We start from the raw sequence: 23,466 nt of genomic DNA, 5'->3' as shown, positions 1-23,466 counted from the left end.
CTGGGCTCGCCGCCATCCGGCGGGCGGCGAACGCCCCGGCGACACCGCCGCTCGCCGCGGACGCGATCAGCCCGCCGACGGTGCCGGAGGCGAGTCCGACCTCGCGGATCAGGAAGGCGACCTGGATCGACTGGTACCCCATCAGGGTCAGGTTGGAGGCGGCGCCGAACAGGGTCGGCGGAACACCCTGCCAGCCGGAGTTCCGTGGCAGGATGGCCCGCCCTGATCGGAGGTCGCTTCGTGTCTGACCTGCCGTTCGTCGACCTCTACCTGCGAAAGTCCCGGATCGTGCTGCACATCGTCCAGTGCGCTCCCGTCGGATTCAGTGTTCTGAGACGATCAGTAGTCTGCGGGGTCGTCGGGGTGTGGCCGCAGGCAGGCCGCGGAGATGGCGAAATGGCGCAGGGCCTCGAAGCCCTCGGGCAGGTCGAGGTGGCCTTCGGCCGGATGGTCGTGATGCTCGGGACGTCCGGCGACGAGGCGACGCGCGTGCGCGAGGTAGCCGGCGAGATGCTCCTCGCCGTGGCGGACCGGTGTGTCGGCGGGCTTCCCGCCGGGGCCGTGCTGGGTGTCGAAACGGAAGTCGGCCAGACTCAGCGGGGGTTCCGGCGTGGCGTCGCGGTGGCGCCAGAGGCCTGCGCCGGGGGTGAACCGGTAGTCGGGGAGCAGGCGGTGTCCGTCCGTGGCTATGAGGTCGACCGCGTCGATGATGTAGTCCCGGACGGTGTCGGACATGAAGTACGGAAAGCTGACGCGTGTCCAGCCGGGCTTGATGCCCTCGTGGCCCTGCACGATGATCTCGTCGCGCAGGGCCGCTGAGTGGTCTTCCCCGATCCCCAGCAGCCGGTGGCCGTAGGGGCCGGCGCACGAGCAGCCGCCACGGGCCTGGATGCCGAACAGGTCGTTGAGCAGCGCGACCACAAGGTTGTGGTGCAGGTAGCGGTCCTTGTGCCGGACCAGGAACGAGACGAGCGGCAGGCGTCGTACGTGGGTGGTGCCGAGGATGACGATGTTCGGGTTGTCCTGCCAGCGGTCCAGGACCGCCTGCCAGGCCCGTTCCTCCGTGGCGTGGATCAGCTCGGTACCGACCGCCTCCTTGACTCCGAAGGCGAGGCCGGCACGGATCGACTCGACGATGGCAGGGGTGCCGCCCTCCTCCCGGGCGACCACGTCCTTGAGGTAGTACTGGTGCCCGGGGTCGACGAAGGCGACGGTACCGCCGCCCGGCATGGTGGGCACGCGGTTGCGGACGAGGTCCCGCCGGACGACGAGCACCCCCGGGGACTGCGGGCCTCCGACGAACTTGTGGGGTGACAGGAAAACGGCGTCCTTGTGGTCGCCGCGGCCCGGTGCCGACTCGGTGACCCGGATCGGCAGGTACGGCCCGGCCGTGGCGAAGTCCCAGAAGGCCAGCGCTCCGTGGGCGTGCAGCAGGGCGGCGATGCGGTCGGTGTCGGTGAGGATGCCGGTCACGTTGGATGCGGCCGAAAAGCTGCCGATCCGGAGCGGTCGGTCCGCGTGGCGGACGAGCTGGGCGCGCAGGTCGTCCTCGTCGATCCGGCCGTCCGCGTCCAGCCCGATGACCACGACGTCGGCGACCGACTCCCGCCAGGGCAGCTCGTTCGAGTGGTGCTCGTAGGGGCCCACGAAGACGACCGGCCGCCGGTGCGGCGGGACGACGTCCCCGGGGCCGGGCCGCCAGGCGGGCTCGACCGGGCTCTGCAGCTCCAGGATGCCGACGAGCTTGTTCACGGCGGCCGTGGTCCCTGACCCGCAGAAGAGCACGACGTGGTCGTCGGTGCCGCCGACCGCGCGGTGGATCAGCCGGCGGGCGTCCTCGCGCAGGCGGGAGGTCTGCCGTCCCGTGGCGGAGCTCTCCGTATGGGTGTTGGCGTAGCGCGGAAGGACCGCGGCGCGGAGCCAGTCCTCGACGAAGTCCAGCGAACGCCCGGAGGCCGTGTAGTCGGCGTAGGTGATGCGCCGCGGCCCGTAGGGCCCCGGCAGTACGTCGCCGTCACCGATGAGGCCGCGCCGGATCCGGGACAGCAGCGCCGTGGCGGCGTCCGGCGGTGCCGCTGTGTCCGACCGGCCGGGAGTCGCGTGTCCGGCAGACTGCTTCCCGTCCAAGGCGTCCGGATGCACGCCCGGCTTGTTCCGGCGGGACCGACCGATCAGCCCGAACGGTTTCCTGAGGGTCGTGATGACAGCGTTCTCTTCCACGGAAGGCCTTACGACGGTGTCCGGCCGAAGGTTCAACGTGACGCTGGTCACGGGTGGCACACGCGGCGCCTCCCCGCGTCCGTCAGGTCTCCTGGCGAACGCGGCCCTGCCGGGCGGCCTCGGCGGCGATCTCGACCCGCGACCGGAAGGAGAGCTTGGCGAGGATGTGCGAGACGTGCGTCTGGACCGTCCGGGTGGAGAGCATCAGCTCGGCGGCGATCTCCGGATTGGTGCCGCCGTCGACGATCCCCTGGGCGACGCGCAGTTCCGTCGGTGTCAGGCTCTGCCAGCCGGAGGAGGCCCGCGGCCGGGGGCCACGCGCACCGAGGCGCAGCCCGGCCGCGCGCAGCCGGGCCTGCGCGCGCCGTAGCCCCCAGCCTGCGCCGAGGCCGGTGTACACGGCCGCCGCCTCGTCCAGCCGACGCCTGGCGTCCGCCGGACGCCCCTGCCGGGCCAGCAGTTCGGCCGCGTCCTCCAGGGCGTTCGCCCGTTGCAGCGGCCGGGAGGACGCCGCGTAGTAGTCGGCGGCGGTCAGCAGCGGCGCCGGATCGGCCTCGAGCAGACCGGCGGCGTGCTCGGCGGTGTGCTCCCAGTAGGCGACGCCGGGCGCCCGGGACGAAACGGTGCCGGTGGCCGCGGTTCCGGCGGCGGCCGCGGTCTCGGCGGTCGCGCGGTCACCGACCGCCAGCGCCAGACGGACGACGACGGGCAGCCAGGCGAAACGGTCCTCCGGGTCCGTCGCGGTCTGCCGGTCGAGGACGGGCAGTAGGGCCGCCAGCGCCTGGTCCGGCCGCCCGGCACGTTCCGCGGCGATCGAACGCGCCATCACGAGCCACCGCGCGGCTCCGGGGTCGGCGGGAGCGCGCAACGGGCAGTCCCGCAGGAGCCGCAGCCGTGCTTCGGACACGGAGGTGTCATCCCGAAGGCCGGCCACCAACGCGGCCAGGCCGTGCACCCGGACGGCGGCGGGCGGGAGCTCCTCCCCGGCGAGGTGCTCGGACGCGGCCAGATGCTCGATCTCGGCGAGTGCTTCGTCCCACTGCCCGGTGCGGAAGAGATGGGCGGCGATCGAGACCGCCGCGTGCTGACCGTGCGTCCGGGGGCTTTCGCCGAGGCGGCGAAGCGCGGTGATCTCCGTCTCGGCCTCGGAGATCCGGTCCCGGAGGCCGGCGATCACGAGTCGTTGGGTCCGGAGCAGCCGCTCGACCCGGGGATTCGCGCCGTCCACGCACAGGGCCAGGCCACGCTCGCTCAGGTCCACGGCGCCGTCGAGGTCGCCGTCCCGGGCCCGGGCGATCACCGTCCGCATCCAGGTGGCGTAGGCGACGGCGAAGGCCTCCCCCGAGCGGCCACCCACGGCGACCGCGCCGACCGCCGCCTCGGCGGCCTCGTCGAGCCGGCCCGACCGGAACAGGTAGAAGGAGCCCTCGGCCTGCAGCCGCGCCCTGGACCGCTCGCTGATGCCGTCGATCCTGGTGGCGGAGGCCACCAGCTCCGCGGCCTCCCGGGCCCCGGTGCCGGTCGACGACCGGGCATACAGCGCCTCGCCGAGCAGCCAGGAGGCCTCGGCCGCCGCCTCGGGTTCGACGGAGGGCGCGGCCAGTAGCCGACGCGCGATCACCTCGGCCTCGTGGGGCCGGCCCAATGCGTTGAGTGCCTCGGCCATGCACAGCCACAGGCCGGTCCGGTCGGCTGCCCGACCGGCCCCGGCGTCGGCTCGGGTCAGGATCTCCAGAGCGGTGGCCGGCGAGCGGGTGACCAGCTCGCGGGCGTGGCGCGCCACCCATCCGTGCAGCCAGGAGTCCGTGGCCACGGAGGTGGCCCGGGTCAGGTGGCCGGCCACCTGGTCGAGTGGCGCACCGGCCAGGTCGAGCGCCTCCGCCGTCTGGCGGTGCAGCGCCCCGCGCAGAGCCGTCGGGGTGCTCGCCACGAGCGCCTGCCAGACCAGCTGGTGACGGAACCTGAGCCGCTCTCCGGCCGGATCCAGCACCGCCCCGGCGAGGGCTTCCTCGAGCAGGGGAACGAGGGTGACGAGCGGACGGCGCGACACCGCTGCGAGATCGGCCGGCCGGAACTCGGCGCCCAGTACGGCGGCGATCCGCAGGACCGCGCGCAGCTCGGCGGACAGCCGCTGGAGACGGTCGGTGATCGCCGTCCCGAGCGAGAGGTCGCCATGGTCGGACGCGACCTCGAACCCGTGCGGCCCCCTCGTCAACGAGCCCTGGCGGTGAAGCAGGGCCAGCACCTCGGTGAGGTGGAGCGGATTGCCACCGGCCCTGCCGAGTGCCTCCAGCAGGGCCGGTCCCACCGGGCCGCCCAGCTGACGGGCCGCGAGGGCCGCCACCTCGTCCGGGAGCAGCGGCTCCAGGTCCACGATGAGACCGCCGCAGTGTCGTAGCGCCCTCGTCGCGGCGGCCTCGGCTTTCCCCCCGGTGCCGGGCGTGACGGCTGCCGCCACCATGAGCGGAAACCGTTCGGCATGGTGGGCCAGGCGCGTCCAGAGTGCCGCCGAGGTCTCGTCCGCCCACTGGAGGTCGTCCACCACGACGAGGACCGGGTTCGTCGCGCACTGCTGCTCCACCACCTGGAACAGCCGCTCGGTCGCAGCCGACACCGGATCCGTCATGCCGGCGGCCGTGCGCGGTGCCGAGGCCGCCACCGCGGCCCGGTACGCCGCCCGCAGTTGGCCGGAGGACGGTTGGTCCCGCTCCAGGAGGTCCAGGAACGTCCCCAGGGGGAAGTTGCGCTCCGACTCGTTCGCCGTACCCCGGAGCACGGCGAAGCCCGATTCCACGGCACGGTCGGCACAGGCTCCCAGCAGGGTGGACTTTCCGCTCCCGGCTTCACCCCGGATCAGGACGGCGCGTCCCTGGCCGGCTGCCGCTCTGGACAGTACTTCGTTGAGCTGCGACGACTCGGTCCTCCGACCGATTGGCGCTGCTCCCGCCCGGGTGGTTCTCATTTGCAGGATTATCGCATCGACGATCATCGGCGATGCATCGGCGAGATGTCGGCCGGTCCTGAGCCTCCGTTCCCTCGGTCCTGGTGTCCGTTGGCGGTCTGGGACACTTTGTCTGGTAACGGGGTGACCCGGCGAGCGCCGCCCGAGGCGCTGAGCAGCTGTGATGGCCGGGCGACGGGAAAGTGAAGCTGGAATGGCACTGACGGTGCAGGGCCGTGAAGCCGAGCGGACGCGCCTTGAGCTCGTGGTTCGACAACTGGCGGCGGGCACGGGCCAGGCGATGGTGTTCCGTGGTGAGCCGGGCATCGGGAAGTCGGCCGTTCTCGACCTCGCCGATGCCCTGTGCCGGTCCGCCGGGATCACGGTCCTGCGCGGTGAGGCCGGTGAGATCGACCGGTCGCTGCCGTTCGCCGTGCTGAGCCAGTGCCTCGACGTGGGTGCCGCGGAACACCCCGGGGTCGCTCGGATCCGCGGCCTGCTGCGGGGCGACGAGCGGGTCAGCGCACCGGCGGGGGCCGTCGGCCAGGAGTTCCTGATCGCCGAGGCCATCCTGTCGACGCTGGACGACTGGTGCTCGGCCGAGCCGCTGGCCTTGCTGGTGGACGACCTGCACTGGGCGGACCTGGCCAGCCTGGCCGTCATCCGTCGCCTGGCACGCGCGTTGGACCAGCTGCCTCTCCTCGTAGTGGTCACGTGCCGTCCCGCACCGGACGATTCCGCCATCGCCGCGCTGCTGCGCGACCTGGAGGAGTGCGGCGTCCCGACGACCGATCTCGCTCCCCTTGCCGAAGCCGGAGTCGCCGCCCTGGTCGCCGACCTCGCCGGTGGTGTTCCGGGCGACCGGCTGCGGTCCCTGGTCGCGGGCGCGGCCGGCAACCCGCTCTACGTGACGGAGCTGATCAGGGACCTGTCGGGTACGGGCCGCATCGAGCTCCGGGGATCGACCGCCGAGATCAGCGCGGAGACGCCCCTCGTACCGGCTTCGCTGAGTGCCACGATCCTCCACCGGCTCGACACCCTGAGTGCGCCGACCCGCGAGATGCTCCGCGTGGTGGCACTGCTCGGCCGCGCCTTCAGTGCGGCCGAGATGACCGCCGTCCTCCAACTCCCGGCCACCGACCTGGTGGAGCCGGTGGTGGAGGCGCTCGCGGCGGGAGTGCTCGAGGAGCGCGGGAGCGGGCTGGGGTTCCGGCACGACCTGATCCGACGGGCCGTGGTGCAGAGCCACTCCCAGGCGGTCAGGACGGCTCTGCACGAGCAGATCGGGGTCTCGCTGGCCGAGGCGGGCGCGGCCGTCGAGCGTGTCGCGGAGCACGTGCTGGAGGCCGGGCCGTTGAGCCGGCGGGACGTGGCGTGGCTGCGCGCGTCGCTGGATCCGCTCCTGGTCCGGGCACCGGCGCTCGCGGTCGAGCTGTTGCGCCGTGCCACCGCCACCGCGGGCGACGACTTCCAGGATCTGGACGTCGAACTCGCTCGGGCACTGCTCTGGGCCGGTCTGCCGGCGGAGGCCGAACGCGCCGCTAGAGCCGCACTCGCGCGGTCCCTTCCGATCGGCCGCGCGGGTACCCTGCGCGGGTGGCTCGCGCAGGCCCTCATGGAGCAGGGTCGGCTGGAGGACACGGTGGCCGAGGTCCGTTCGGCGCTCGCCCTGGAGGGTCTCCCGCAGAACCAGGCGGCCCGCTTCCACGCTGTTCAGGCGCAGGCGCTCCACTTCATGAGCCGCATGGAGGAGTCGGAGGCGGCCGCTCTCCTGGCGGTGCGGAACGGGCGGGAGAGCGGCGACGGCTTCGCCACGGCGTACGGTCTCACGACCCAGGCGGCGGTCCTGGTGGTCACCAGGAGGGTCGAGGAGGCACTCGCCCTCACCACTGCGGCCCTCGACAATCTCGGGGCGACGGGGATCTCCTCCGATTTCCAGCTCTCCCCACACCTGGCCCGGGCCTACTGCCTGGCCGACCTGGACCGCCTGACGGAGGCCCACGCCCACCTGCGCACGGGCGCGCGCGAGAGCGAGCGGGCCGGTGTGGCGCTGCTGACCGGGTACCAGTCCGCCATCGCCAAGGTCGAGTTCCTGTGCGGAAACTGGGACGACGCCCTGGTCGCCGTCCAGAGCGGTCTGGACTCCATCGATCCCCTGGACATCGGCCCCGATCTGCACGCGGTCGCGGCGTTGATCGAGGTGCGCCGCGACCAGCGGTCCGAACACACCGACACCATCGTGAACGCGTCGAAAGCCCGGCCCGCGCGCTCCCACACGGAGTTCCTGCACTGGTGGGCTCGGGCCCTGGTGCTGGACGCCGAAGGCGACGGCGCGCGGGCCTTCGACCTCCTCGAGTCGTACCTGTGGGCGTCAGGAGGACTGCGCAGGGTGGTGAACCTCGACCACCTCTTCCCGGACGCCGCCCGGATGGCCTTCTGCCTGGGCCGCTCGGACCGGCTGGCCGCGCTCGCCGCGTCCACCCAGGAGATGGCCGACTTCCAGCCGTCCCCGAACAAGCTCGGCACCGCCGCGCTCTGCCGGGGGCTGGCCGACGCGGACGGCTCGTTGCTCGCTGAATCCGCCGCGGCGTACGACACGGCGGGGCGCCCGCTGTTCGCGGCGTTCGCCCGCGAGAACGAAGCGGTGCTGTCGGCCCGCGCCGGCTTGTCGGACCGGGCCACCGCCGCCTCGGCCGAAGCCGTCGACGGCTATCTCGCACTCGGCGCCTCGTGGGACGCCCGCCGCACCCGGGAGCGCCTGCGGGCGGAAGGGATCACCGTCGGGAACCGACGGACGGTGGCCAGGAGCGAGACGGGCTGGGAGGCCCTGAGTGCGACCGAGCGCACCGTGCTGACCATGATCGCGGAAGGCTGTTCCAACCCGCAGATCTCCGAGCGCCTGTACATGTCCCGCCGGACGGTGCAGGTGCACGTGTCGCGCATCATGGCGAAGCTCGGCGAGTCCTCGCGGGTGGGGCTCGCCGTGACGGCGACGTTGCGAGAGGCTCGGTGAGCAGCGGGGCTGGGCGCCGATCCGTCCCTGTCGGGGGACGGATCGGCGTGCACCGGCGCAAGGCCCGCGGGATCGTCTTCCTGCCCCGCCGGTCTCGGCTGCGGTCCTGATCCGCGTCAGTCGTGGGAGAACCGGAGGGTCGGCAGGATCCTGCCGAGCCAGGCCGGGGTCCACCATGCGGCACGGCCGGTCAGCCGGAGCAGGACGGGCAGCAGGACCAGCCGGACGAAGGCGGCGTCGAGCAGGACGGCCAGGCCCAGGACGATGCCCATCTCCTTCGGGGGCAGTGGGCCGGAGAGGGCGAAGGTGAAGAACACGGCGACCATGACGGCGGCGGCCGCGAAGACGACCCGGCCGGAGTGGGTCAGCGAGGCGACCATGGCCGTGCGGGGGTCGCCGCTGCGCTCGTAGTGTTCCTTGGCCGAGGCGAGGAGGAAGACGGTGTAGTCCATCGCGATCGCGAAGATCATGGCGAAGAAGAAGACCGGTGCCCACCCGTCGAGGAAGCCCTGCGGGGCGAAACCGATCAGTCCGGCCCCGTGCCCGTCCTGGAAGACGAGACGGGCGGCGCCGAAGGCGGCCGTGGTGGCGAGCAGGTTGGTGACGGTGCCGATCAGTGCGACCAGTGGCGCTTGCAGGGCGAGCAGGAGCAGGACGAATCCGAGCGCCAGGATGACTCCGACGACCAGGGGGGTCTTGGCGTTCAGGACGTCCTGCAGGTCGAGGTTCTCGACCGCGGCGCCGCCGACCAGCGTCTGCTGGGGCAGGTGCCCGCGCAGTTCGGCGACGGTCGTCCTCAGGGTGGGGTCCGCGGGGTCGACGGCCGGGACGGCCCGGATGAGCGCGAGGTCGGAACGGTCGGCCGCGTTCGTCGCCGGCATCATGCCCGCGATCCCCGGGGTGCTCCTGAGGACCGCGGTGACGGTCTCGGCCTGGGACAGGGGCGTCACGATCTGAAGGGCGCCGGGAGCGCCGGCACCGAACGCCTCCTGAACGGCGACGTAACCCGTCCGCGCAGAGGAGTCCGCGGGGATGACGGTGACGGACGGCATGGCGGTCCGGAGCCCGATCACGGGCACGGCGAGTGCCAGCAGGGCGACGAGAGCCGGGACGCCGTACCGCAGCGGGTGTGCCCACAGACGTTCGGCCCAGCCGGCGAAGCGAGGTGAGCCGGCCGGGTCCGCGGGACGGGTGAAAGGCAGGGGCGCCGCGTTGACCCGGAGGCCGAGGCTTCCGAGGACCGCCGGCAACAGCGTCAGGGTCGCCGCCAGGACGAACGCGACCGCGATCATGATGCCCAGCGCCATGGACCGGAACGCGGGTGACGGGACGAGCAGGACCGCGGACAGGCTGACCAGGACGGTGGCGCCGGACAGCGCGACGGCCTTGCCGGCGGTGTCCATGGTCTCGCCGACGGCGTGCCGGGCGGCGCCGTGCCGGGCGAGCGCCCCACGGAACCGCACGACGATGAACAGGGCGTAGTCGATACCCAGGGCGAGGGCGAACATCATCGCGAAGTTCATCGCCCAGATGGACGTCGGTGTCAGGTGGTTGAGCAGCACCAGCGCGCCCGCTGAGGCCGCCAGTCCGGCCATGGTCAGCAGCAGTGGGAGCCCGGCGGCGACCAGCGAGCCGAAGGCCAGTACCAGGATGGCGAGGGTCACCGGCCACGACAGCATCTCCGAGCGCATCATCGCGTCGTGGTTGGCGGCGTTGAAGTCGCTCCACAGGACGGAGGCGCCCGTGGCGCTCACCCGGACGCCACCTCCGGACAGTGCCCCGAGCGGACCCTTGAGGTCGTCCGCCGCACGGACCATGGCGTTGGTGTCGGCCTTCGCGCCGGCCAGCACGACCGCGGTGCGCCCGTCGGGGCTGATCGTGGCGCCGGGTTGGGGTGGCACCACCGCGCTGATGCGCGGGTCGGCCCTCAGCAGTGCCATCGCCCGATCGACGACCTGCTGAACGGCGGGATCGGCCACCGGACGGTCTGCGGCGACGACGACCTGGAGAGCCGAGGAGGTGTTGCCGTCGAAGTGCCGCTCGGCGAGCTCACGAACGCGAACCGACTCCGAACCGTTGGCCTGCCAGCCCGCGCCGGCCAGCGCGGACGTCACCTGCGGGGCGAAGGCGCCGAGCCCGGCGACCACGACGAGCCAGAGCGCGGCGACCAGCCGCAGGCGGCCGGCAGCCCAGAGACCGAGACGGCCCAGGAGGCCCAGCGGTCCGCTCCGTTCGGGGTGAAGGCGCTCACGCCCGCCCTTCGTTGGGCGAGGAGGGTGGTGCACCGGGCCGCGGTGCTGCGCGTGCGGGTGGTCGGTCGTCGTCATGCGGGGCCTCCGTGGGGGCAGCCGAAAGCGGGTGTGGGCAGGCGTGGTTCTCGTCGCGGCGGCGCGCGTTCCCGATGTCCGTCGGCGAGCCGTGCGCATTGCGTCGGGTCGGCTATGCGACCGGCTGGTGCTCTCGCAGGGTCGTCCGTAGCGAGCGGAGCGCGTAGTGGCAGCGGGACTTGACGGTGCCGGGAGGCACGCCGAGGATCTCGGCGGCGGCGTTGATGGAGCGGTTCTCGAAGTAGACGTGCGTGACCACGGCGCGGTGCTGATCGCTCAGGGACGCCAGCGCCGAGCGGACCGACCAGGTCGTCAGGAGCAGGTCGATCTCGTTCGCGGCCGCGCTCTCGTCGACGAGCGTGTCGAAGTCGTCGAAGCCGACCTCGACGGGCCGGTACCGGCGCGAGCGCAGGTGATCGATGAGCAGGTTCCGGGCCACCCGGTAGAGCCATGGCAGCGCGCTCTGGTGATCGGCCGACAGCACCTCGGGATGGTGCAACGCGCGGAGGAAGGTCTCCTGCGTGAGGTCCTCGGCCAGCTGCGGATCCCCGAAGGTGCGCTTGGCGAGGTAGGAGAGGACCGCGGTGCGGTGCATGGCGCTCAGTCGGCGAAACGCGACCTCGGGCATCCGGGCCCGGACGGCCGGGGAGCCGTTCACCCGCGTGGGTCTGCTGTGGGTGAGCGTTCTCATGAAGGTCCTCGCGCGTCGATCAGGGAGCTGTGCCGGTCGTGCCGACGATCGAGGTTTGCATGGTGGAGAAGAGGGGAACATCCGCCGGCCAGGCGCGATTGGGCAGCCAGTCGGCCGGCAGGTGGGGGCACGTCCGGGGCGGCCCGGCTCGACATCGGCTACACCGGCAGCACCCGGCGACTCCCCCGGACAAGCCGTCTGACCTGTGCTTCTGTGCCGACTGGCGGATATCTGGAGTATCCGCGCACTCAGGCCGGGTCGGGCGCGGCGCCGGACTCCGGGCCTGCGGATGGATCACGCGCGGGCCGAAGCGGTGGGGGAGGGGGCCGAGGCAGGCCGAGGCCGGGACGTGTCAGGCAGGTCGCGCGGACGAGGTAAGGGGGGACAGCCAGAGCACGGCGGCGCTGAGCGGGACGGCTGCGGCGGCCAGCCACATGGCGGGAAGGACGCCCAGGACGGAGGCGGCCGCGCCGCCGGCGAGGGCGCCGAGGGGGGATGGTTCCGTAGGTCGGGAAGGAGCCGTTGGCGCTGATCCGGCCGAGTACATGGGTGGGGGCGCGGCGCTGCTGGAAGGTGGCGCGGGTGACATTGCCGGCGACCATGCCGGCCGAGACGGCGAATCCGCCGCCGACGTAGCAGGTGACTCCTGTACCCGGGGTGGTCAGCGGGATGAGCGGGGCCGGCATCGGTATCCGGAACAGGAAGACCATCATGGCGCGCGCGGTCTCGATCGCGGCTCCCGGCCGGTGGCGAACAGCCGCTCGGCGCCGAGGGGGTCGGCGAGCCGGCGAGGCGCCGGTGCGCAGGTCAGGCCGGGGTCGAGGTGCTGCGGGCGGAGGTGCCGGCGGTGCTGCGCGTGCGGGCGGCGGGGAAGTCCCGGGTGCGGCCGACGGGGGAGAACAGCAGGATCAGGGCGGCAAGCGGGACACCGGCGGTGGCGATCCACATCGCGGGGCGCAGGCCGAGCGTCGTGCCGAGGACACCGGCGAGCACCGCGCCGAGCGGGATGGTGCCGTAGTTGAGGACGGCGGCGCTGGCGGAGAGGCGGCCGAGCAGCTCGGGCGGGCAGTAACTCTGCTGGAAGCCCGACTTGAGCACGTTGCCCGCCACCACTCCGGCGGAGACGCTGAACCCGCCCGTGACGTAGAGCAGCACGCCCACCCCGTCGGTGGTGAGCGGGATCAGCAGGGCGAGGCCGGGCAGGCCCAGCTCGAAGAGGAGCATCGCGCGGGCGGTGCCGATCCGGGCGGCGACCCGGCGGGCGGCGAACGCCCCGGCGATGCCGCCGCTGGCCCCGGCCGCGATCAGCCCGCCGACCGTTCCGGAGGCGAGCCCGACCTCGCGGATCAGGAAGGCGACCTGGATCGACTGGTACCCCATCAGCGCCAGGTTGGAGGCGGCGCCGAACAGCGTCAGCGTGCGCAGCCAGCGGTCACCGGCGACCAGGCGCAGGCCTTCGCCGACCTCGCGTCGCAGCGCCCGTTCCTTGCGGGGGGCGGGGGTCTCGCGGTGGCGGATCCGGCTCAGGCAGACGAGCGAGACCAGGAAGGTGGCGGCGTTGGCGAACATGCCGTTCACCGCGCCCGCGAACTGGGCGATCAGGCCGCCGGAGCCGAGCCCGGCGAGCTGGGCGGCGGACGCGCTGCCGTGCAGCTTGGCGTTGCCCTCGGGCTGGTCGGCGGGGTCGAGCAGGCCGGGTAGGTAGGCGGTGTAGGCGGTCTGGAACAAGACGGCGGCCGTGCCCGTCAGCAGGGAGACGGCCAGCAGCAGGCCGATGCTCAGGTGGCCGAGCCGGTCGGCGAGCGGGACGGCGGCGAACAGCAGCAGTGAGGCCGCGGCGGTGGCCAGCATGATCGGCCGGCGCGGTAAGCGGTCCACCCAGACGCCGGCGGGCAGGCCGATCACCAGCCAGGGCGCCCAGGCGGCGGCGTTCAGCAGGCCGATCTCGAAGGTCGAGGCGTGCAGGTCGGAGACGGCGATCAGCGGCAGCGCCACGCCGGTGACGGAGGCGCCGAACTTCCCCGCGGTCTCGCCGCTCCAGAGCAGGCGGAAGTCCCGGTGGCGGCGGAGCAGCCCGCCGCGCGCGGCGGGGCTCACTCGGCACCCCCGGCGCGGCGCGGGAAGGACTGGAGCTGCACCACGATCGGCAGCGCGTCCGGGTCGGGTTCTGCGTCCGGCCCGGGGGTGTGGCGGGCGATGACGGCCTCGAACTCCTCGTTCAGTGCCTTGAGTTGGCTGGGCGTCAGGCGCAAGTGGCTCCAGTCCGAGACGGTGCCGACGTCCCGCCACTCGTCCTCCCACTCCTGGTCGATGTAGGCGGTGACCCGGTTGAAGGAGTTCTGCACCACCTGGTGCACGTAGAGCGTGAGCGCGCCGTGGCTGGCGGGGTCGTCGCGGAAGTCCGTGGTGTCGAGCCGGTTGGCCACGGGCACCCGGCGCCACCAGCGTTCGCGCTTGGTGCCGCGGCCGGTGTCCTCCTCGATGAAGCCGTGGTCGGCGAGGTGGCGCAGGTGCCAGCTGACGGTGCCGGTGTTCTCGCCGAGCCGCTCGGCGAGCCGGGTCGCGGTGGACGGGCCGTCCAGGTTGAGCAGTTCGAAGATCTGCATCCGCAACGGGTGGGCCAGGCCGCGCAGGCTCGTGGCGTCGAGCCGGCGCTGCGGCGTAGCGGGCGGGATCGGCTGTTCCGGGTGCTCGGTCATGGGGTCATCGTAGGTTGCAGAGGATTCTCTGCATAGAGGTCTCTGCAGAGAATCCTCTGCAATGTGGGCGGGCGGTGCTCTGAGATCATTCCGGCGGCCACGGCGGCCGGCCGTCCCGGGGCGCGGCCCGGAGGTGCGGTGGATCGGCTCCGGCCGCGCCTCCGGACGGCAGGCGCCTCAGGCGGACTTGGCCGTCGCCCGGACGCCGAAGTGGACGTACCGGCTGCCGTCGGCGAGGGCGTAGAACACCACGGGGATCCACGCGTCCTTCTCGTTGCGGCGGCCGGCGAACACCGTCTTCGCCGGCGTGTGCGAGACCGGCGTCAGGTGCCAGACCAGCGGGTCGAAGGTGCCCGCCAGGCCGTCCGCGCCCTCGTACCTCAGCCGCAGCGTGCCCGGGCCGCCGTCGCCGGCGGCGATGGTCATGAGGAAGCCCTCGCGCTTGTAGCCGCCGAGGAACGGCTCCGTGTCCACGGCCGGGGGTTCGGCGGCCGGCGCGAACCCGGGCATGGTGACCCCGGCGAGTTCGGCGCAGAGCTCACGGCAGAGCGCCTCGAAGACCTTGGGCGCGGCGCCGCCGCCGTTGGTCAGCAGGGCGATGGCGAGGCCCTTCTCCGGGATGGCGCGCAGGTAGGCGAGCTGGCCGAACGTGGAGCCGTCGTGGCCGAAGCCGCGCGCGCCGTCCCACTCGAACAGGCCCCAGCCCAGGCCCCAGTGGGCGCCGAGGAACCACTGGTCGGGCATCTCGACCTCGCGGGTCAGCATCGCGTCGACCACGGCGGCCGGCAGCACCCGGGTGCCGTCCGGTGCGGCACCACCGTCCACGAAGACCCGGGCGAACCGGGCCACGTCGGCGGCGGTCGCGCTGATTCCGCCGTACGGACCGGCGGAGCGCGGCAGCATGTTCCAGAGCGGGGTGGGGACGGGGGGCTCGCCCGGCTCGCCCATGTGCCCCATGGCGGCGCGGAAGCGCAGCACCTCCTCGGGCAGGGTCATGGTGTGCTCCAGCCCGAGCGGGGCGAGGAGAAGCTCCTTGAGCGCCTCGTCCCACGTCCGGCCGGTGACCACCTCGACGATCCGGCCGAGGACGTTGTAGGCGGTGCTGGAGTACGACATGGTGACGCCGGGCGGGTTGGTCAGGCCGACGGTCCGCGCGCTCTCGACGTAGCGGGCCAGGCAGTCGTCGCCCCGGCCGGTGTCGTTGACGTGGTCGCCCTCGATGCCGCTGGTGTGGTTGAGCAGCTGGCGCGGCGTGATCGTCCGGCCGGCCACGGCGTCGGCGACCGCGAAGTCCGGCAGGACGTCCGCGACCGGCGCGTCGAGGTCCAGCTTCCCGGCGTCGGCGAGCAGGACCACCATGGCGGCGGTGTAGCCCTTGCTGACGGAGCCGATCTGGAACACGGAGTCCGGGGTCACCGCGACGCCGGTGCCGGTGTGCAGGATGCCGGCGGCCACCTCGTGGATCTCGCCGTCGGCGAGCACGGCCAGGGCGGCGCCGGGGATGTGGTGGGCGGCGAGGAGCTCGCCGAGCCGGGCCTGCCAGCGGGCGGTGTCGAACGCCGGGGCGCCGTCGCATGCACCCAGCGCCCGGTTGACCGTACGGGCCACGTCGCGGTCGGTCTGTTCCAGGATCCTGGCCACCTCCTGGTCGACCAGTTTCGACACTTCCCGGCGCAGGTTCTCCGGCATGCTCTCTCCCTCGTGGTCATGGTGGAACGGCGGGGCGGGGCGGGCGGCGCCTTCCGGCTAGCCGGCGCTGCTGGTCCGCCGTCCGACAAGCCCGGTCAGCGAGGCGACCGTCGTGCGCGGCGGCTGCACGAGGTCGCGGTCCGGTCGGAGGACGGTGCGGAACGCGGCCCAGACGAGTGCGCCGAGGGCGAAGCCGTAGGCGGAGACCAGCCCGTGCCCGTTCTCCTGGGCGAACCACATGGCCAGGCCGAGCACCGGCACGCCGAGCGCGAGCAGCCGGGTCTTGCGGACGGCCTTGCCGCGGCCGGCGCCCTCGTCGTCGGAGCCCTTCCCGGCATCCCGGCCGGAGGTCTCGTCGGCGCCGCCGCGCAGCAGCAGGGCAGCGGCCAGCGTCGCGCCCAGGAAGTACGTGGCGCCGGAGCTGCCGGCGAAGTTGCGGGGGTCGGTGCTGTGGGAGGTCTGGCCCCACAGCTTGTCGATCTGCTCCGGCAGCAGGATGCCCGCGGCGAACAGGCCGAGCGTCAGCGGCGCACCCCAGAACCAGTCGGCGAAGGCCGCGACGGCCGCGAGCGTGGCAATGTTCCAGGCGGCCCCGCCGAAGCCGCCGTTCTGCATGAAGACCGAGGTGACCACGCGCCACCAGCCGGACTTCGCCGGGTCCGCGTCGAGTGCGCCCATCGCCCCCGACCAGCAGAGCTGGAGCGCCACCCCGGCGAGCGCGATCCCGGTCAGGCCGACGGCCGCCCAGGGGATCCGCCGCCGGCTCAGTGTGCTCTGGCCGACCAGGGCCAGACCGCCGTTGAACATCAGCACCATCAGTGCCGCCGTGGTCACGTTGAACAGCAGGACGTCCATCGTCACCACCCCCCTCCGAGCCGTGTGCGATTTTGCTGATCATGACATTAGCGCGACCCGGGAAATTTTCAAACATTGTTTGAAAGCCGGCCGGCGCAGCTCGCTAGACTGCGGCCGTGAAGCTGACTGCAGACCGGATCATCGACGCGGGGATGGCGGTGTTCGCCCAGACCGGCTACCACGGCTTCTCCGTGCGCCAGGTCGCGGACCGGCTCGACGTGCACGCCGGCAGCCTCTACTACCACGTGCCCAGCAAGGCCGCGCTGCTCCAGCTGATGGCCGACCGGGTGGTCCGGCAGGCGTACGAGGCCGGCACCGCCGCTCTGGCCGGACTGCCCGCGCAGGCGGGCTGGCCGGCGCGGGTCACGGCGCAGGCCGTCGCCCTGCGGCAGAGCATCCGGCAGCACCCCGGCGGGGCGATCATGCTCGCCGGCAGCCCGAAGACCCTCAGCTCCGGCGCGCTCTCGCTGATGGAACGGCTGCTCGCCACCCTCGCCGAGGCCGGTGTGCCCCCGGAGCACTGCGGCACCGCCGCCGACACCGTGCTCAGTCACGTCACCGGCTACGTGCTCCAGGAGCAGAGCGAGCCACCCGCCGTGCCGGTCACCGCCGAGGACGTCGCCGCGCTCCACCGGAGCTTCCCCCGGACGGTGGCCGCCGCGGCCGCGCACGGGCCGGACGAGAAGTTCACCCGCGGCCTGGACCTGCTCTGCGCCGGCATCGGGACGCTGATCCGGCCGCCGTCCGGGGGAGCGCCGACCGAAGGAGCGCCGTCCGGAGGACCGGACGGGAGGAGCTAGGCGGCGCCCCCGGTGGCGGCGTGCCGGGCCAGGCTGTCGCGCAGGGAGGTCAGCCGGGCGATCTCGGCGTCCAGCGTGGCCAGGCGGTGCTCGACCACCGGGGCGAAGGTCTCCGGCCCGGCATCGCCGGTGGAGGCGCAGCTGCGCGGCGGGTCCTCGGTGAGCAGGTCGAGCCGGTGGGCCCGGCTGCGGAGGTCCTCGACGGTCAAGCCGAGCGCGAGCAGCTCGCGGATCGCCCGCACCCGGGCCACCTCGGCCGGCCCGTACTCGCGCTGGCCGGTGGCCGTGCGGACCGGCGGCGGCAGCAGCCCGCGCTGCTCGTAGAAGCGCAGCGCCCGAGGCGTGGTTCCCGCCGCTGCCGCCGCGTCGCCGATCCGCATCCGCGCCCCCCGCTGCCGTTCCCGCTACACCTCGACGATCGTGGCTCCGAAGGTACGGCCTTCGATCAGCCGGGACAACGCCCCGGGGGCCCGGTCGAGGCCCGACACGGCCGTCCACGGGAAGGTGATCTCCCCGGCGCGCAGCCACGCGCCGAACCGCTGCCGCCACTCCGTCTCCAGATCGGGATGGTCCTGGCCGCGGAACCCGCGCACGGTGACGCCCTGGTTGAGCAGCCGGAAGGTGTCGACCACCGCCGGGGAGCTGCCGCCGCGCCGGCCCGGCGCCATCTGCCCGGCCAGCGCCCCGACCAGGGCGAACCGCGCACCCGGCCGGGCCGCGCCGACGGCGGCGGTCAGCTGCTCCCCGCCGACCGTGTCCAGCAGGACGTCGATGCCGCCCGGCGCGGCCTCGGCCAGCTGCTCGGCGATCGGCCCGGCGCCGCGCACCAGCACCGCGTCGAAGCCGAGCTCGGCCGTCAGCCGCTCCGCCTTGGCGGGCGAGCCGGTGGTGCCGATCACCCGCGAGGCGCCGAGCAGCCGGGCGACCTGCCCGGCGACCGTGCCGACCGCGCCCGCCGCGCCGGTGACCAGCACGACGTCACCCGCCCGTACCCGGGCCGAGCGGGTCAGCCCGCCGTACCCGGCCGAGGCGGGGGAGAGCAGCGCCACCGGGTCCGGCAGCGTGTCGTCCACCGGGGTGAACCCGGCGGCGTCGCCCACCGCGTGGTCCCGCCAGCCCTGCATGTGGGTGACCAGGTCGCCCGGGCGCAGGCGGCCGTCCGCCGGCGCGGCCAGCACCTCGCCGAGCGCGGGGCCGAACAGTGCCCCGCCGGGCAGGATCCGCGGCAGCGCGAGGTCCGCCAGCTCGCCGCCGATCAGGGTGCGCAGGCCGGGGAAGACCAGGAAGGCGCGGTTGCGGACCAGCACCCGGCCCGGGCCGGGCGCGGCGAGCGGGGCCTCGACGAGCGCGAAGTGCTCCGGGGCGGGCAGTCCGTCCGGGGCGGTGATGAGCCGGACCTCGCGGGCGGTCGTCGGCAGAGGCATGTGGAACTCCAGGAGGAACACGGGCAGCGGCCGTCCCGCTGCGGGCGCCGGGACGCTAACCCCTGACCCGCGGGTCAGGGGCAAGCGCGGGGGGAAGCGCTGCGGAACGGTGGCTGTGCGGAGGGTGTCTGACGGACCGTTCGGCGGACGAGGGGAGCGGTGATCTCCTAGAGTCACCACCGGTACGACCGAATGACCGCACCGATCACACCGACCGCACCGCGTGCACCACGGAGAGGCAGCACCATGAGCGAGCAGCAGGCCCCCGAGCCGTTCGAGCCCGTCACCGAGGACTGGCAGACCGCACTGGCCGTCGTCGCCCACCCCGACGACATGGAGTACGGCGGTGCCGCCGCCGTCGCCCGCTGGACGGCGCAGGGCAAGAAGGTGGTCTACCTGATGGTCACCAGCGGCGAGGCGGGCATCGACTCGCTGAGCCCCGAGGAGTGCGGACCGCTGCGCGAGGCCGAGCAGATCGCCTCCGCCGCCGTGGTCGGCGTCGACACCGTCGAGTTCCTCGGCCACCCCGACGGCGTGCTGGAGTACGGGCTGCCGTTGCGGCGCGACATCGCCCGCGCCGTCCGCCGGCACCGCCCGGACATCGTCATCACCAGCAACTTCCGCGAGACGTACGGCGGGACCTTCCTCAACCAGGCCGACCACATCGCCGTCGGCCGGGCCACCCTGGACGCGGTGCGCGACGCCGGCAACCGGTGGGTGTTCCGCGAGCTGACGGCCGAGGGCCACGAGCCGTGGAACGGTGTGCGCGAGATCTGGGCGGTCGCCTCGCCCGAGTCCCGGCACGCCGTGGACACCACCGACCACTTCGAGCAGGGCGTCGCCTCGCTGGCCGAGCACAAGGCGTACCTGGACGGGCTGGGCGGCGTGATGAGCGACCCGCGCGAGTTCCTGGAGGGCTTCGGCCGGGGCGCCGGCAGCCGCCTCGGGACGCGCTTCGCCGTCCCGTTCGAGGTGTTCCCGCTGGGCTAGGGCGGCGAGTCCTGGTCCTGCGAGTCCTCGTCCTGCGCGCCCTCGTCCGCCCGCTCGCGCCGTCCTTCGTCCGGTCTGCGGCGGCGGCGCAGCAGGTGGCGGACGGCGAGGGCGGCGCAGAGGGCGGCGAGGGCGATCAGAAGCCAGAGCTGGTAGCGGATCGCCGTCCGGTAAACCCCGCCGATGTTGGCGCCGGCGAGGTAGCCGAAGGCGGACCAGACGCCGACCCAGAGCGCCGCCCCGAGCACGTTGAACGGCTGGAACCGCCGCCAGCGCATCTCGGTGGTGCCGGCGATGATGCCGTTGGTCTGGCGCAGCCCGTCCACGAAGCGGGCGACGGTGACGACCTTGCCGCCGTGCCGGGCGAAGAAGCCGTCGGCGCGCTCCATCCGGGCCGGGGTGAGCAGCACGTAGCGGCCCCAGCGGTGGACGAAGGCGCGGCCGCCGGTGCTGCCGATCAGATAACCGAGGCTGTTGCCGACGACCGCGGCGGTGAAGGCGATCGTCACCACGGCGGCGATGTCGAGGTGCCCGGCGCCGGCGTAGACGGCGGCGAGCACCAGGATGGTCTGGCCGGGTGCGGGGATGCCGCAGTTGTCGAGCAGCACGAAGACCGCCACGGCCAGGTAGCCGTACTGGTCGAGCAGCGGTGCGAGCCCGGCGAGCGCGCCGGGCAGTGCGGGGGCGGGCGCGGACACGTGAGTCACCACCCCGCGCCGCGGGAGCGCGGGGTGGTGGCCGCCTGGGTCAGCGGAGCGCCTCGCGGCGTTCGATGTTGCAGTCGGGCCCCGGGTAGATCAGGCCCGTGTGGCCGTCCTCGAAGCGGACCATGTACGGCGGCTCGCCCTCGGCGCCGCGCACCTCGATGATCTCGCCCTTCTGGTCGACCATGCCCACCGACCTGCTGTGGATGTGGAGCTGGTCACCTACCGCTGCGTGCATGGTCTGCTCCTCGGGTAGCGGTGGCCGCGCGGGCGGCCGTTCTGCTTCCACTGTGCTGCGGCGGGGACGGCCTCGCAACGGCGTGACGGTGCCGGGGACGCCCGGGGGTGCCGTCGCGGCCGGGCTCGACGCTCGGCGAGGGCCTCGGCACGGGCCCCGGCGGGGGTCCTCAGTGGGGGCCTCGGTGGGGGCCCGGGGGTTCGGCCAGGTAGCAGCGGACCAGCCGCTTGGACTCGGCGATCAGGACCGGGTCGCCCTCCGGGTCGCCTCGGAAGGCGAGCTTGAGCACGGCGTCCGCCGCCTCCAGGGCCACCCGCAGGCGCAGCGTGAGCGCCGCCGGGTCGGCCGCGGAGAAGAGCCGGCCGCCGAGCGCCTGGAGGCGCAGGGCGACGGCCGTGTTGTTGTCCAGCTCGGCGTCGATCAGGTGCCGGTCGTCCCGGACCCCGGCGGGCACGGCGGCGCCGGCCAGCCCGAAGTCCACCTGGCCGAAGCCGGGCACGGCCCGCTTCATCGTCACGAACTCGTCCACGGCGAGGTCGGTGAACCCGGCCGGGCCGTCCGGGGCCTCGGTGCTCAGCCGCCGGTCCAGCCGCTGGAGGTAGCGGTCGAGGTTGCGGCCGGCCAGCGCGGCCAGCAGGTCCTCCTTGCCGGCGAAGAACTGGTACAGCGTGCCGATCGGCACCTGGGCGCGGTGCGCGACCTCCTTGGTGGTGAGCGCGGTGGCCCCGACCTCGTCGAGCAGCCCGGCACAGGCGTCCAGGATCCGGCCGTACCGCTCCTGGCTGCGCTGCTGCACCGGCCGCCGGCGGCCCGGGGCGCGCTCCCCGGCGGCGTGGTGACTCCTCGTGTCCGGGCTCATGGGGCCACTGTGCCGCATCCGGCGTTCCCGCGGCCAATCACGAGCATGATCACTTCTCATGTCCGCCCAGGGCGGGCCGCTCGCGGCCGCGAGCGGCCCGCCCCGGTGACCGTCCGTCAGGCGGCCTGCTGCCAGCTGACCGGCGAGAAGTAGGCCGGGCGGAGCTCCAGCCGGTGCCGGGTGGCGGTCGGCTCGCCCGGCGCGGCCGCGGCCTGCTGGGCGGCCGCGGCGCGGGCCCTCAGTACGGCGGTCAGGGCTGCGAGCTCCTCGTCGGAGAGCGAGCCGCGGACGACGCGGATGCAGGGGGCGGCGGAAACGGCCATGATCCGGTTTCTCCCGGGCGGATGCGTGGTGTGTGGTCGGTGGCACCGGAACTGAGGACTGAGGGACGGCGCTGCTACATCGGCGGGTTGCCGTGCTTGCGGCTGGGCAGATCGGCGTGCTTGGTGCGGAGCATGGCGAGCGAGGCGGCGAGGACCTGGCGGGTCTCGGCGGGGTCGATGACGTCGTCGACGAGGCCGCGTTCGGCCGCGTAGTACGGGTGCATCAGTTCGCTCTTGTATTCCTTGATCTTCTGGGCGCGCATGGCCTCGGGGTCCTCGGCGGCGTTGATGTCGCGTCGGAAGATCACGTTGGCGGCGCCTTCGGCGCCCATGACGGCGATCTCGTTGGTGGGCCAGGCGAAGGAGAGGTCGGCGCCGATGGAGCGGGAGTCCATGACGATGTAGGCGCCGCCGTAGGCCTTGCGCAGGATGAGCTGGATGCGGGGCACGGTGGCGTTGCAGTAGGCGTAGAGGAGCTTGGCGCCGTGGCGGATGATGCCGTCGTGTTCCTGGTCGACGCCGGGCAGGAAGCCGGGGACGTCGAGCATGGTGACCAGCGGGATGTTGAAGGCGTCGCACATCTGGACGAAGCGGGCGGCCTTCTCGCTGGCGTTGATGTCCAGGACGCCGGCCAGCGACTGGGGCTGGTTGGCGATGATGCCGGTGACGTGGCCGTCGATGCGGGCGAGGACGCAGAGCACGTTGGTGGCCCAGCGCTCGTGGACCTCCAGGTACTCGCCGTGGTCGACGATCTCCTCGATGACCTTGCGCATGTCGTAGGGGCGGTTGCCGTCGGCGGGCACCAGGTCGAGGAGGGAGTCGTTGCGGCGCTCGACGGGGTCGTCGTTGACGACGGTGGGCGGCATCTCGCGGTTGTTCTGGGGCAGCAGCGACAGGAGGTAGCGGACCTCCTCGATGCAGGACTGCTCGTCGTCGTAGGCGAAGTGGGAGACGCCGGAGACCCCGGAATGGACGTCGGCGCCGCCGAGCCCGTTCTGGGTGATCTTCTCGCCGGTGACGGCCTGGACGACGTCGGGGCCGGTGATGAACATCTGCGAGGTCTCGCGGACCATGAAGATGAAGTCGGTCAGCGCGGGGGAGTAGGCGGCGCCGCCGGCGCAGGGGCCGAGCATCACGGAGATCTGCGGGATGACGCCGGAGGCGCGGGTGTTGCGCTGGAAGATGCCGCCGTAGCCGGCGAGCGCGGTCACGCCCTCCTGGATGCGGGCGCCGGCGCCGTCGTTCAGCGACACCAGTGGCGCGCCCGCGGCGATGGCCATGTCCATGATCTTGTGGATCTTCTGTGCGTGGGCCTCGCCCAGCGCGCCGCCGAAGATCCGGAAGTCGTGCGCGTAGGTGAACACGGTGCGCCCGTGCACGGTGCCCCAGCCGACGATCACGCCGTCGGTGTGGGGCTTCTTCGCCTCCAGGCCGAAGCCGGTGGCGCGGTGCCGGCGCAGCGGCTCCACCTCGCGGAACGAGCCCTCGTCGAGCAGCAGGTCGATGCGCTCGCGGGCGGTCAGCTTGCCCTTGGCGTGCTGGGCCTCGGTGGCCTTCTCGCTGGGGCCGCGGCGGACCTGTTCGCGCAGTTCGTGCAGCTCGGCGACCCGCCCGTGGGCGTCGGCCGGGACCTCGGGGATCTCGTCGCCGACCGGCGCCTCATGCACAACCGTCATCTCGAACCACTCCAAGG

Annotated in this window: 18 protein-coding genes and 1 pseudogene; 3 read left to right on the top strand and 16 right to left on the bottom strand. The window is 73.3% G+C overall.

Annotation, left to right across the window (positions count from 1 at the left end):
• Window positions 1-10: 10 nt before the first annotated feature.
• The 3 genes and pseudogenes from OG286_RS06490 to OG286_RS06480 all read right to left on the bottom strand — a co-directional run.
• Window positions 11-175, bottom strand: a pseudogene (locus tag OG286_RS06490) (MFS transporter); the annotation flags it as partial.
• Between the two features lie 164 nt (window positions 176-339).
• Window positions 340-2,142: an aminotransferase class V-fold PLP-dependent enzyme gene (locus OG286_RS06485; RefSeq protein WP_405364873.1), complete on the bottom strand. Its 1,803-nt coding sequence runs from the start codon at window positions 2,140-2,142 to the stop codon at window positions 340-342.
• Between the two features lie 160 nt (window positions 2,143-2,302).
• The gene (locus tag OG286_RS06480) at window positions 2,303-5,182 is read right to left on the bottom strand and encodes an ATP-binding protein (protein ID WP_405364871.1); all 2,880 of its coding nucleotides are present in this window, start codon (window positions 5,180-5,182) and stop codon (window positions 2,303-2,305) included.
• A gap of 193 nt (window positions 5,183-5,375) precedes the next feature.
• Here OG286_RS06480 and OG286_RS06475 point away from each other — a divergent pair, with 193 nt between their 5' ends.
• Window positions 5,376-8,174, top strand: a complete 2,799-nt coding sequence (locus tag OG286_RS06475; protein WP_405364869.1) for an AAA family ATPase — start codon at window positions 5,376-5,378, stop codon at window positions 8,172-8,174.
• A gap of 116 nt (window positions 8,175-8,290) precedes the next feature.
• Here the strand turns inward: OG286_RS06475 and OG286_RS06470 are convergent, their stop codons facing one another.
• The 6 genes from OG286_RS06470 to OG286_RS06445 all read right to left on the bottom strand — a co-directional run bounded on the left by OG286_RS06470 (window position 8,291) and on the right by OG286_RS06445 (window position 16,435).
• Window positions 8,291-10,501 (bottom strand): MMPL family transporter, encoded by a 2,211-nt coding sequence (locus tag OG286_RS06470; RefSeq protein ID WP_405362750.1) that lies wholly within the window; start codon window positions 10,499-10,501, stop codon window positions 8,291-8,293.
• A 112-nt stretch (window positions 10,502-10,613) separates the two neighbouring features.
• On the bottom strand, window positions 10,614-11,192 hold the full coding sequence (locus OG286_RS06465) for a sigma-70 family RNA polymerase sigma factor (protein WP_396322410.1): 579 nt from the start codon (window positions 11,190-11,192) through the stop codon (window positions 10,614-10,616).
• Window positions 11,193-11,999: 807 nt separating this feature from the next.
• Window positions 12,000-13,289 carry an MFS transporter gene (locus OG286_RS06460; RefSeq protein WP_405364867.1) on the bottom strand — a complete coding sequence of 430 codons (1,290 nt, stop codon included), beginning with the start codon at window positions 13,287-13,289 and terminating at the stop codon, window positions 12,000-12,002.
• Window positions 13,286-13,891, bottom strand: a complete 606-nt coding sequence (locus OG286_RS06455) for an ArsR/SmtB family transcription factor (RefSeq protein WP_405362754.1) — start codon at window positions 13,889-13,891, stop codon at window positions 13,286-13,288. The genes OG286_RS06460 and OG286_RS06455 overlap by 4 nt, the downstream gene beginning before the upstream one ends.
• 177 nt (window positions 13,892-14,068) lie before the next feature.
• Entirely contained in the window at window positions 14,069-15,580 is a 1,512-nt protein-coding gene (locus tag OG286_RS06450) for a serine hydrolase domain-containing protein (RefSeq protein WP_405362756.1), read from the bottom strand.
• Between the two features lie 57 nt (window positions 15,581-15,637).
• Window positions 15,638-16,435, bottom strand: coding sequence for a hypothetical protein (locus OG286_RS06445; RefSeq protein ID WP_405362758.1), 798 nt, complete (start codon window positions 16,433-16,435; stop codon window positions 15,638-15,640).
• A 116-nt stretch (window positions 16,436-16,551) separates the two neighbouring features.
• Between OG286_RS06445 and OG286_RS06440 the strand changes: the two genes are divergently transcribed.
• A complete protein-coding gene (locus OG286_RS06440; RefSeq protein ID WP_405364865.1) occupies window positions 16,552-17,235 on the top strand; it encodes a TetR/AcrR family transcriptional regulator in 684 nt (227 codons plus the stop codon).
• On the opposite strand, the gene OG286_RS06435 is transcribed toward OG286_RS06440, so the two are convergent.
• Entirely contained in the window at window positions 17,232-17,615 is a 384-nt protein-coding gene (locus OG286_RS06435) for a MerR family transcriptional regulator (protein WP_396322405.1), read from the bottom strand. The genes OG286_RS06440 and OG286_RS06435 overlap by 4 nt on opposite strands.
• A 24-nt stretch (window positions 17,616-17,639) precedes the next feature.
• Window positions 17,640-18,659, bottom strand: a complete 1,020-nt coding sequence (locus tag OG286_RS06430; protein ID WP_396322404.1) for an MDR family NADP-dependent oxidoreductase — start codon at window positions 18,657-18,659, stop codon at window positions 17,640-17,642.
• 246 nt (window positions 18,660-18,905) lie between these two features.
• Here OG286_RS06430 and OG286_RS06425 point away from each other — a divergent pair, with 246 nt between their 5' ends.
• Window positions 18,906-19,649: a PIG-L deacetylase family protein gene (locus OG286_RS06425; protein ID WP_396322403.1), complete on the top strand. Its 744-nt coding sequence runs from the start codon at window positions 18,906-18,908 to the stop codon at window positions 19,647-19,649.
• On the opposite strand, the gene OG286_RS06420 is transcribed toward OG286_RS06425, so the two are convergent.
• The 5 genes from OG286_RS06420 to OG286_RS06400 form a co-directional block, all read right to left on the bottom strand.
• On the bottom strand, window positions 19,646-20,347 hold the full coding sequence (locus OG286_RS06420) for a DedA family protein (protein WP_396322402.1): 702 nt from the start codon (window positions 20,345-20,347) through the stop codon (window positions 19,646-19,648). The genes OG286_RS06425 and OG286_RS06420 overlap by 4 nt on opposite strands.
• Before the next feature lie 49 nt (window positions 20,348-20,396).
• Window positions 20,397-20,591 carry a DUF1918 domain-containing protein gene (locus OG286_RS06415; RefSeq protein ID WP_360625484.1) on the bottom strand — a complete coding sequence of 65 codons (195 nt, stop codon included), beginning with the start codon at window positions 20,589-20,591 and terminating at the stop codon, window positions 20,397-20,399.
• A gap of 169 nt (window positions 20,592-20,760) precedes the next feature.
• On the bottom strand, window positions 20,761-21,450 hold the full coding sequence (locus OG286_RS06410) for a TetR/AcrR family transcriptional regulator (protein ID WP_396322401.1): 690 nt from the start codon (window positions 21,448-21,450) through the stop codon (window positions 20,761-20,763).
• 116 nt (window positions 21,451-21,566) lie between these two features.
• Window positions 21,567-21,773 (bottom strand): acyl-CoA carboxylase subunit epsilon, encoded by a 207-nt coding sequence (locus OG286_RS06405; RefSeq protein WP_396322400.1) that lies wholly within the window; start codon window positions 21,771-21,773, stop codon window positions 21,567-21,569.
• A 74-nt stretch (window positions 21,774-21,847) separates the two neighbouring features.
• Window positions 21,848-23,449, bottom strand: a complete 1,602-nt coding sequence (locus tag OG286_RS06400; protein ID WP_405360214.1) for an acyl-CoA carboxylase subunit beta — start codon at window positions 23,447-23,449, stop codon at window positions 21,848-21,850.
• Between the last annotated feature and the right edge of the window lie 17 nt (window positions 23,450-23,466).

Source organism: Kitasatospora sp. NBC_00039 (assembly GCF_045160625.1).
Lineage (GTDB): Bacteria > Actinomycetota > Actinomycetes > Streptomycetales > Streptomycetaceae > Kitasatospora.
The sequence above is the reverse complement of the archived record's forward strand: the minus strand, read 5'-3'. Positions and strand labels throughout refer to the sequence as shown.

What these genes read in the sequence shown, in the direction of transcription:
- OG286_RS06480 (WP_405364871.1), bottom strand. Translation starts at nt 5,182, where the DNA reads ATGAGAACCACCCGGGCGGGAGCAGCGCCAATCGGTCGGAGGACCGAG.
- OG286_RS06475 (WP_405364869.1), top strand. Translation starts at nt 5,376, where the DNA reads ATGGCACTGACGGTGCAGGGCCGTGAAGCCGAGCGGACGCGCCTTGAG.
- OG286_RS06470 (WP_405362750.1), bottom strand. Translation starts at nt 10,501, where the DNA reads ATGACGACGACCGACCACCCGCACGCGCAGCACCGCGGCCCGGTGCAC.
- OG286_RS06465 (WP_396322410.1), bottom strand. Translation starts at nt 11,192, where the DNA reads ATGAGAACGCTCACCCACAGCAGACCCACGCGGGTGAACGGCTCCCCG.
- OG286_RS06455 (WP_405362754.1), bottom strand. Translation starts at nt 13,891, where the DNA reads ATGACCGAGCACCCGGAACAGCCGATCCCGCCCGCTACGCCGCAGCGC.
- OG286_RS06450 (WP_405362756.1), bottom strand. Translation starts at nt 15,580, where the DNA reads ATGCCGGAGAACCTGCGCCGGGAAGTGTCGAAACTGGTCGACCAGGAG.
- OG286_RS06445 (WP_405362758.1), bottom strand. Translation starts at nt 16,435, where the DNA reads ATGGACGTCCTGCTGTTCAACGTGACCACGGCGGCACTGATGGTGCTG.
- OG286_RS06435 (WP_396322405.1), bottom strand. Translation starts at nt 17,615, where the DNA reads ATGCGGATCGGCGACGCGGCGGCAGCGGCGGGAACCACGCCTCGGGCG.
- OG286_RS06430 (WP_396322404.1), bottom strand. Translation starts at nt 18,659, where the DNA reads ATGCCTCTGCCGACGACCGCCCGCGAGGTCCGGCTCATCACCGCCCCG.
- OG286_RS06425 (WP_396322403.1), top strand. Translation starts at nt 18,906, where the DNA reads ATGAGCGAGCAGCAGGCCCCCGAGCCGTTCGAGCCCGTCACCGAGGAC.
- OG286_RS06415 (WP_360625484.1), bottom strand. Translation starts at nt 20,591, where the DNA reads ATGCACGCAGCGGTAGGTGACCAGCTCCACATCCACAGCAGGTCGGTG.
- OG286_RS06410 (WP_396322401.1), bottom strand. Translation starts at nt 21,450, where the DNA reads ATGAGCCCGGACACGAGGAGTCACCACGCCGCCGGGGAGCGCGCCCCG.
- OG286_RS06405 (WP_396322400.1), bottom strand. Translation starts at nt 21,773, where the DNA reads ATGGCCGTTTCCGCCGCCCCCTGCATCCGCGTCGTCCGCGGCTCGCTC.
- OG286_RS06400 (WP_405360214.1), bottom strand. Translation starts at nt 23,449, where the DNA reads ATGACGGTTGTGCATGAGGCGCCGGTCGGCGACGAGATCCCCGAGGTC.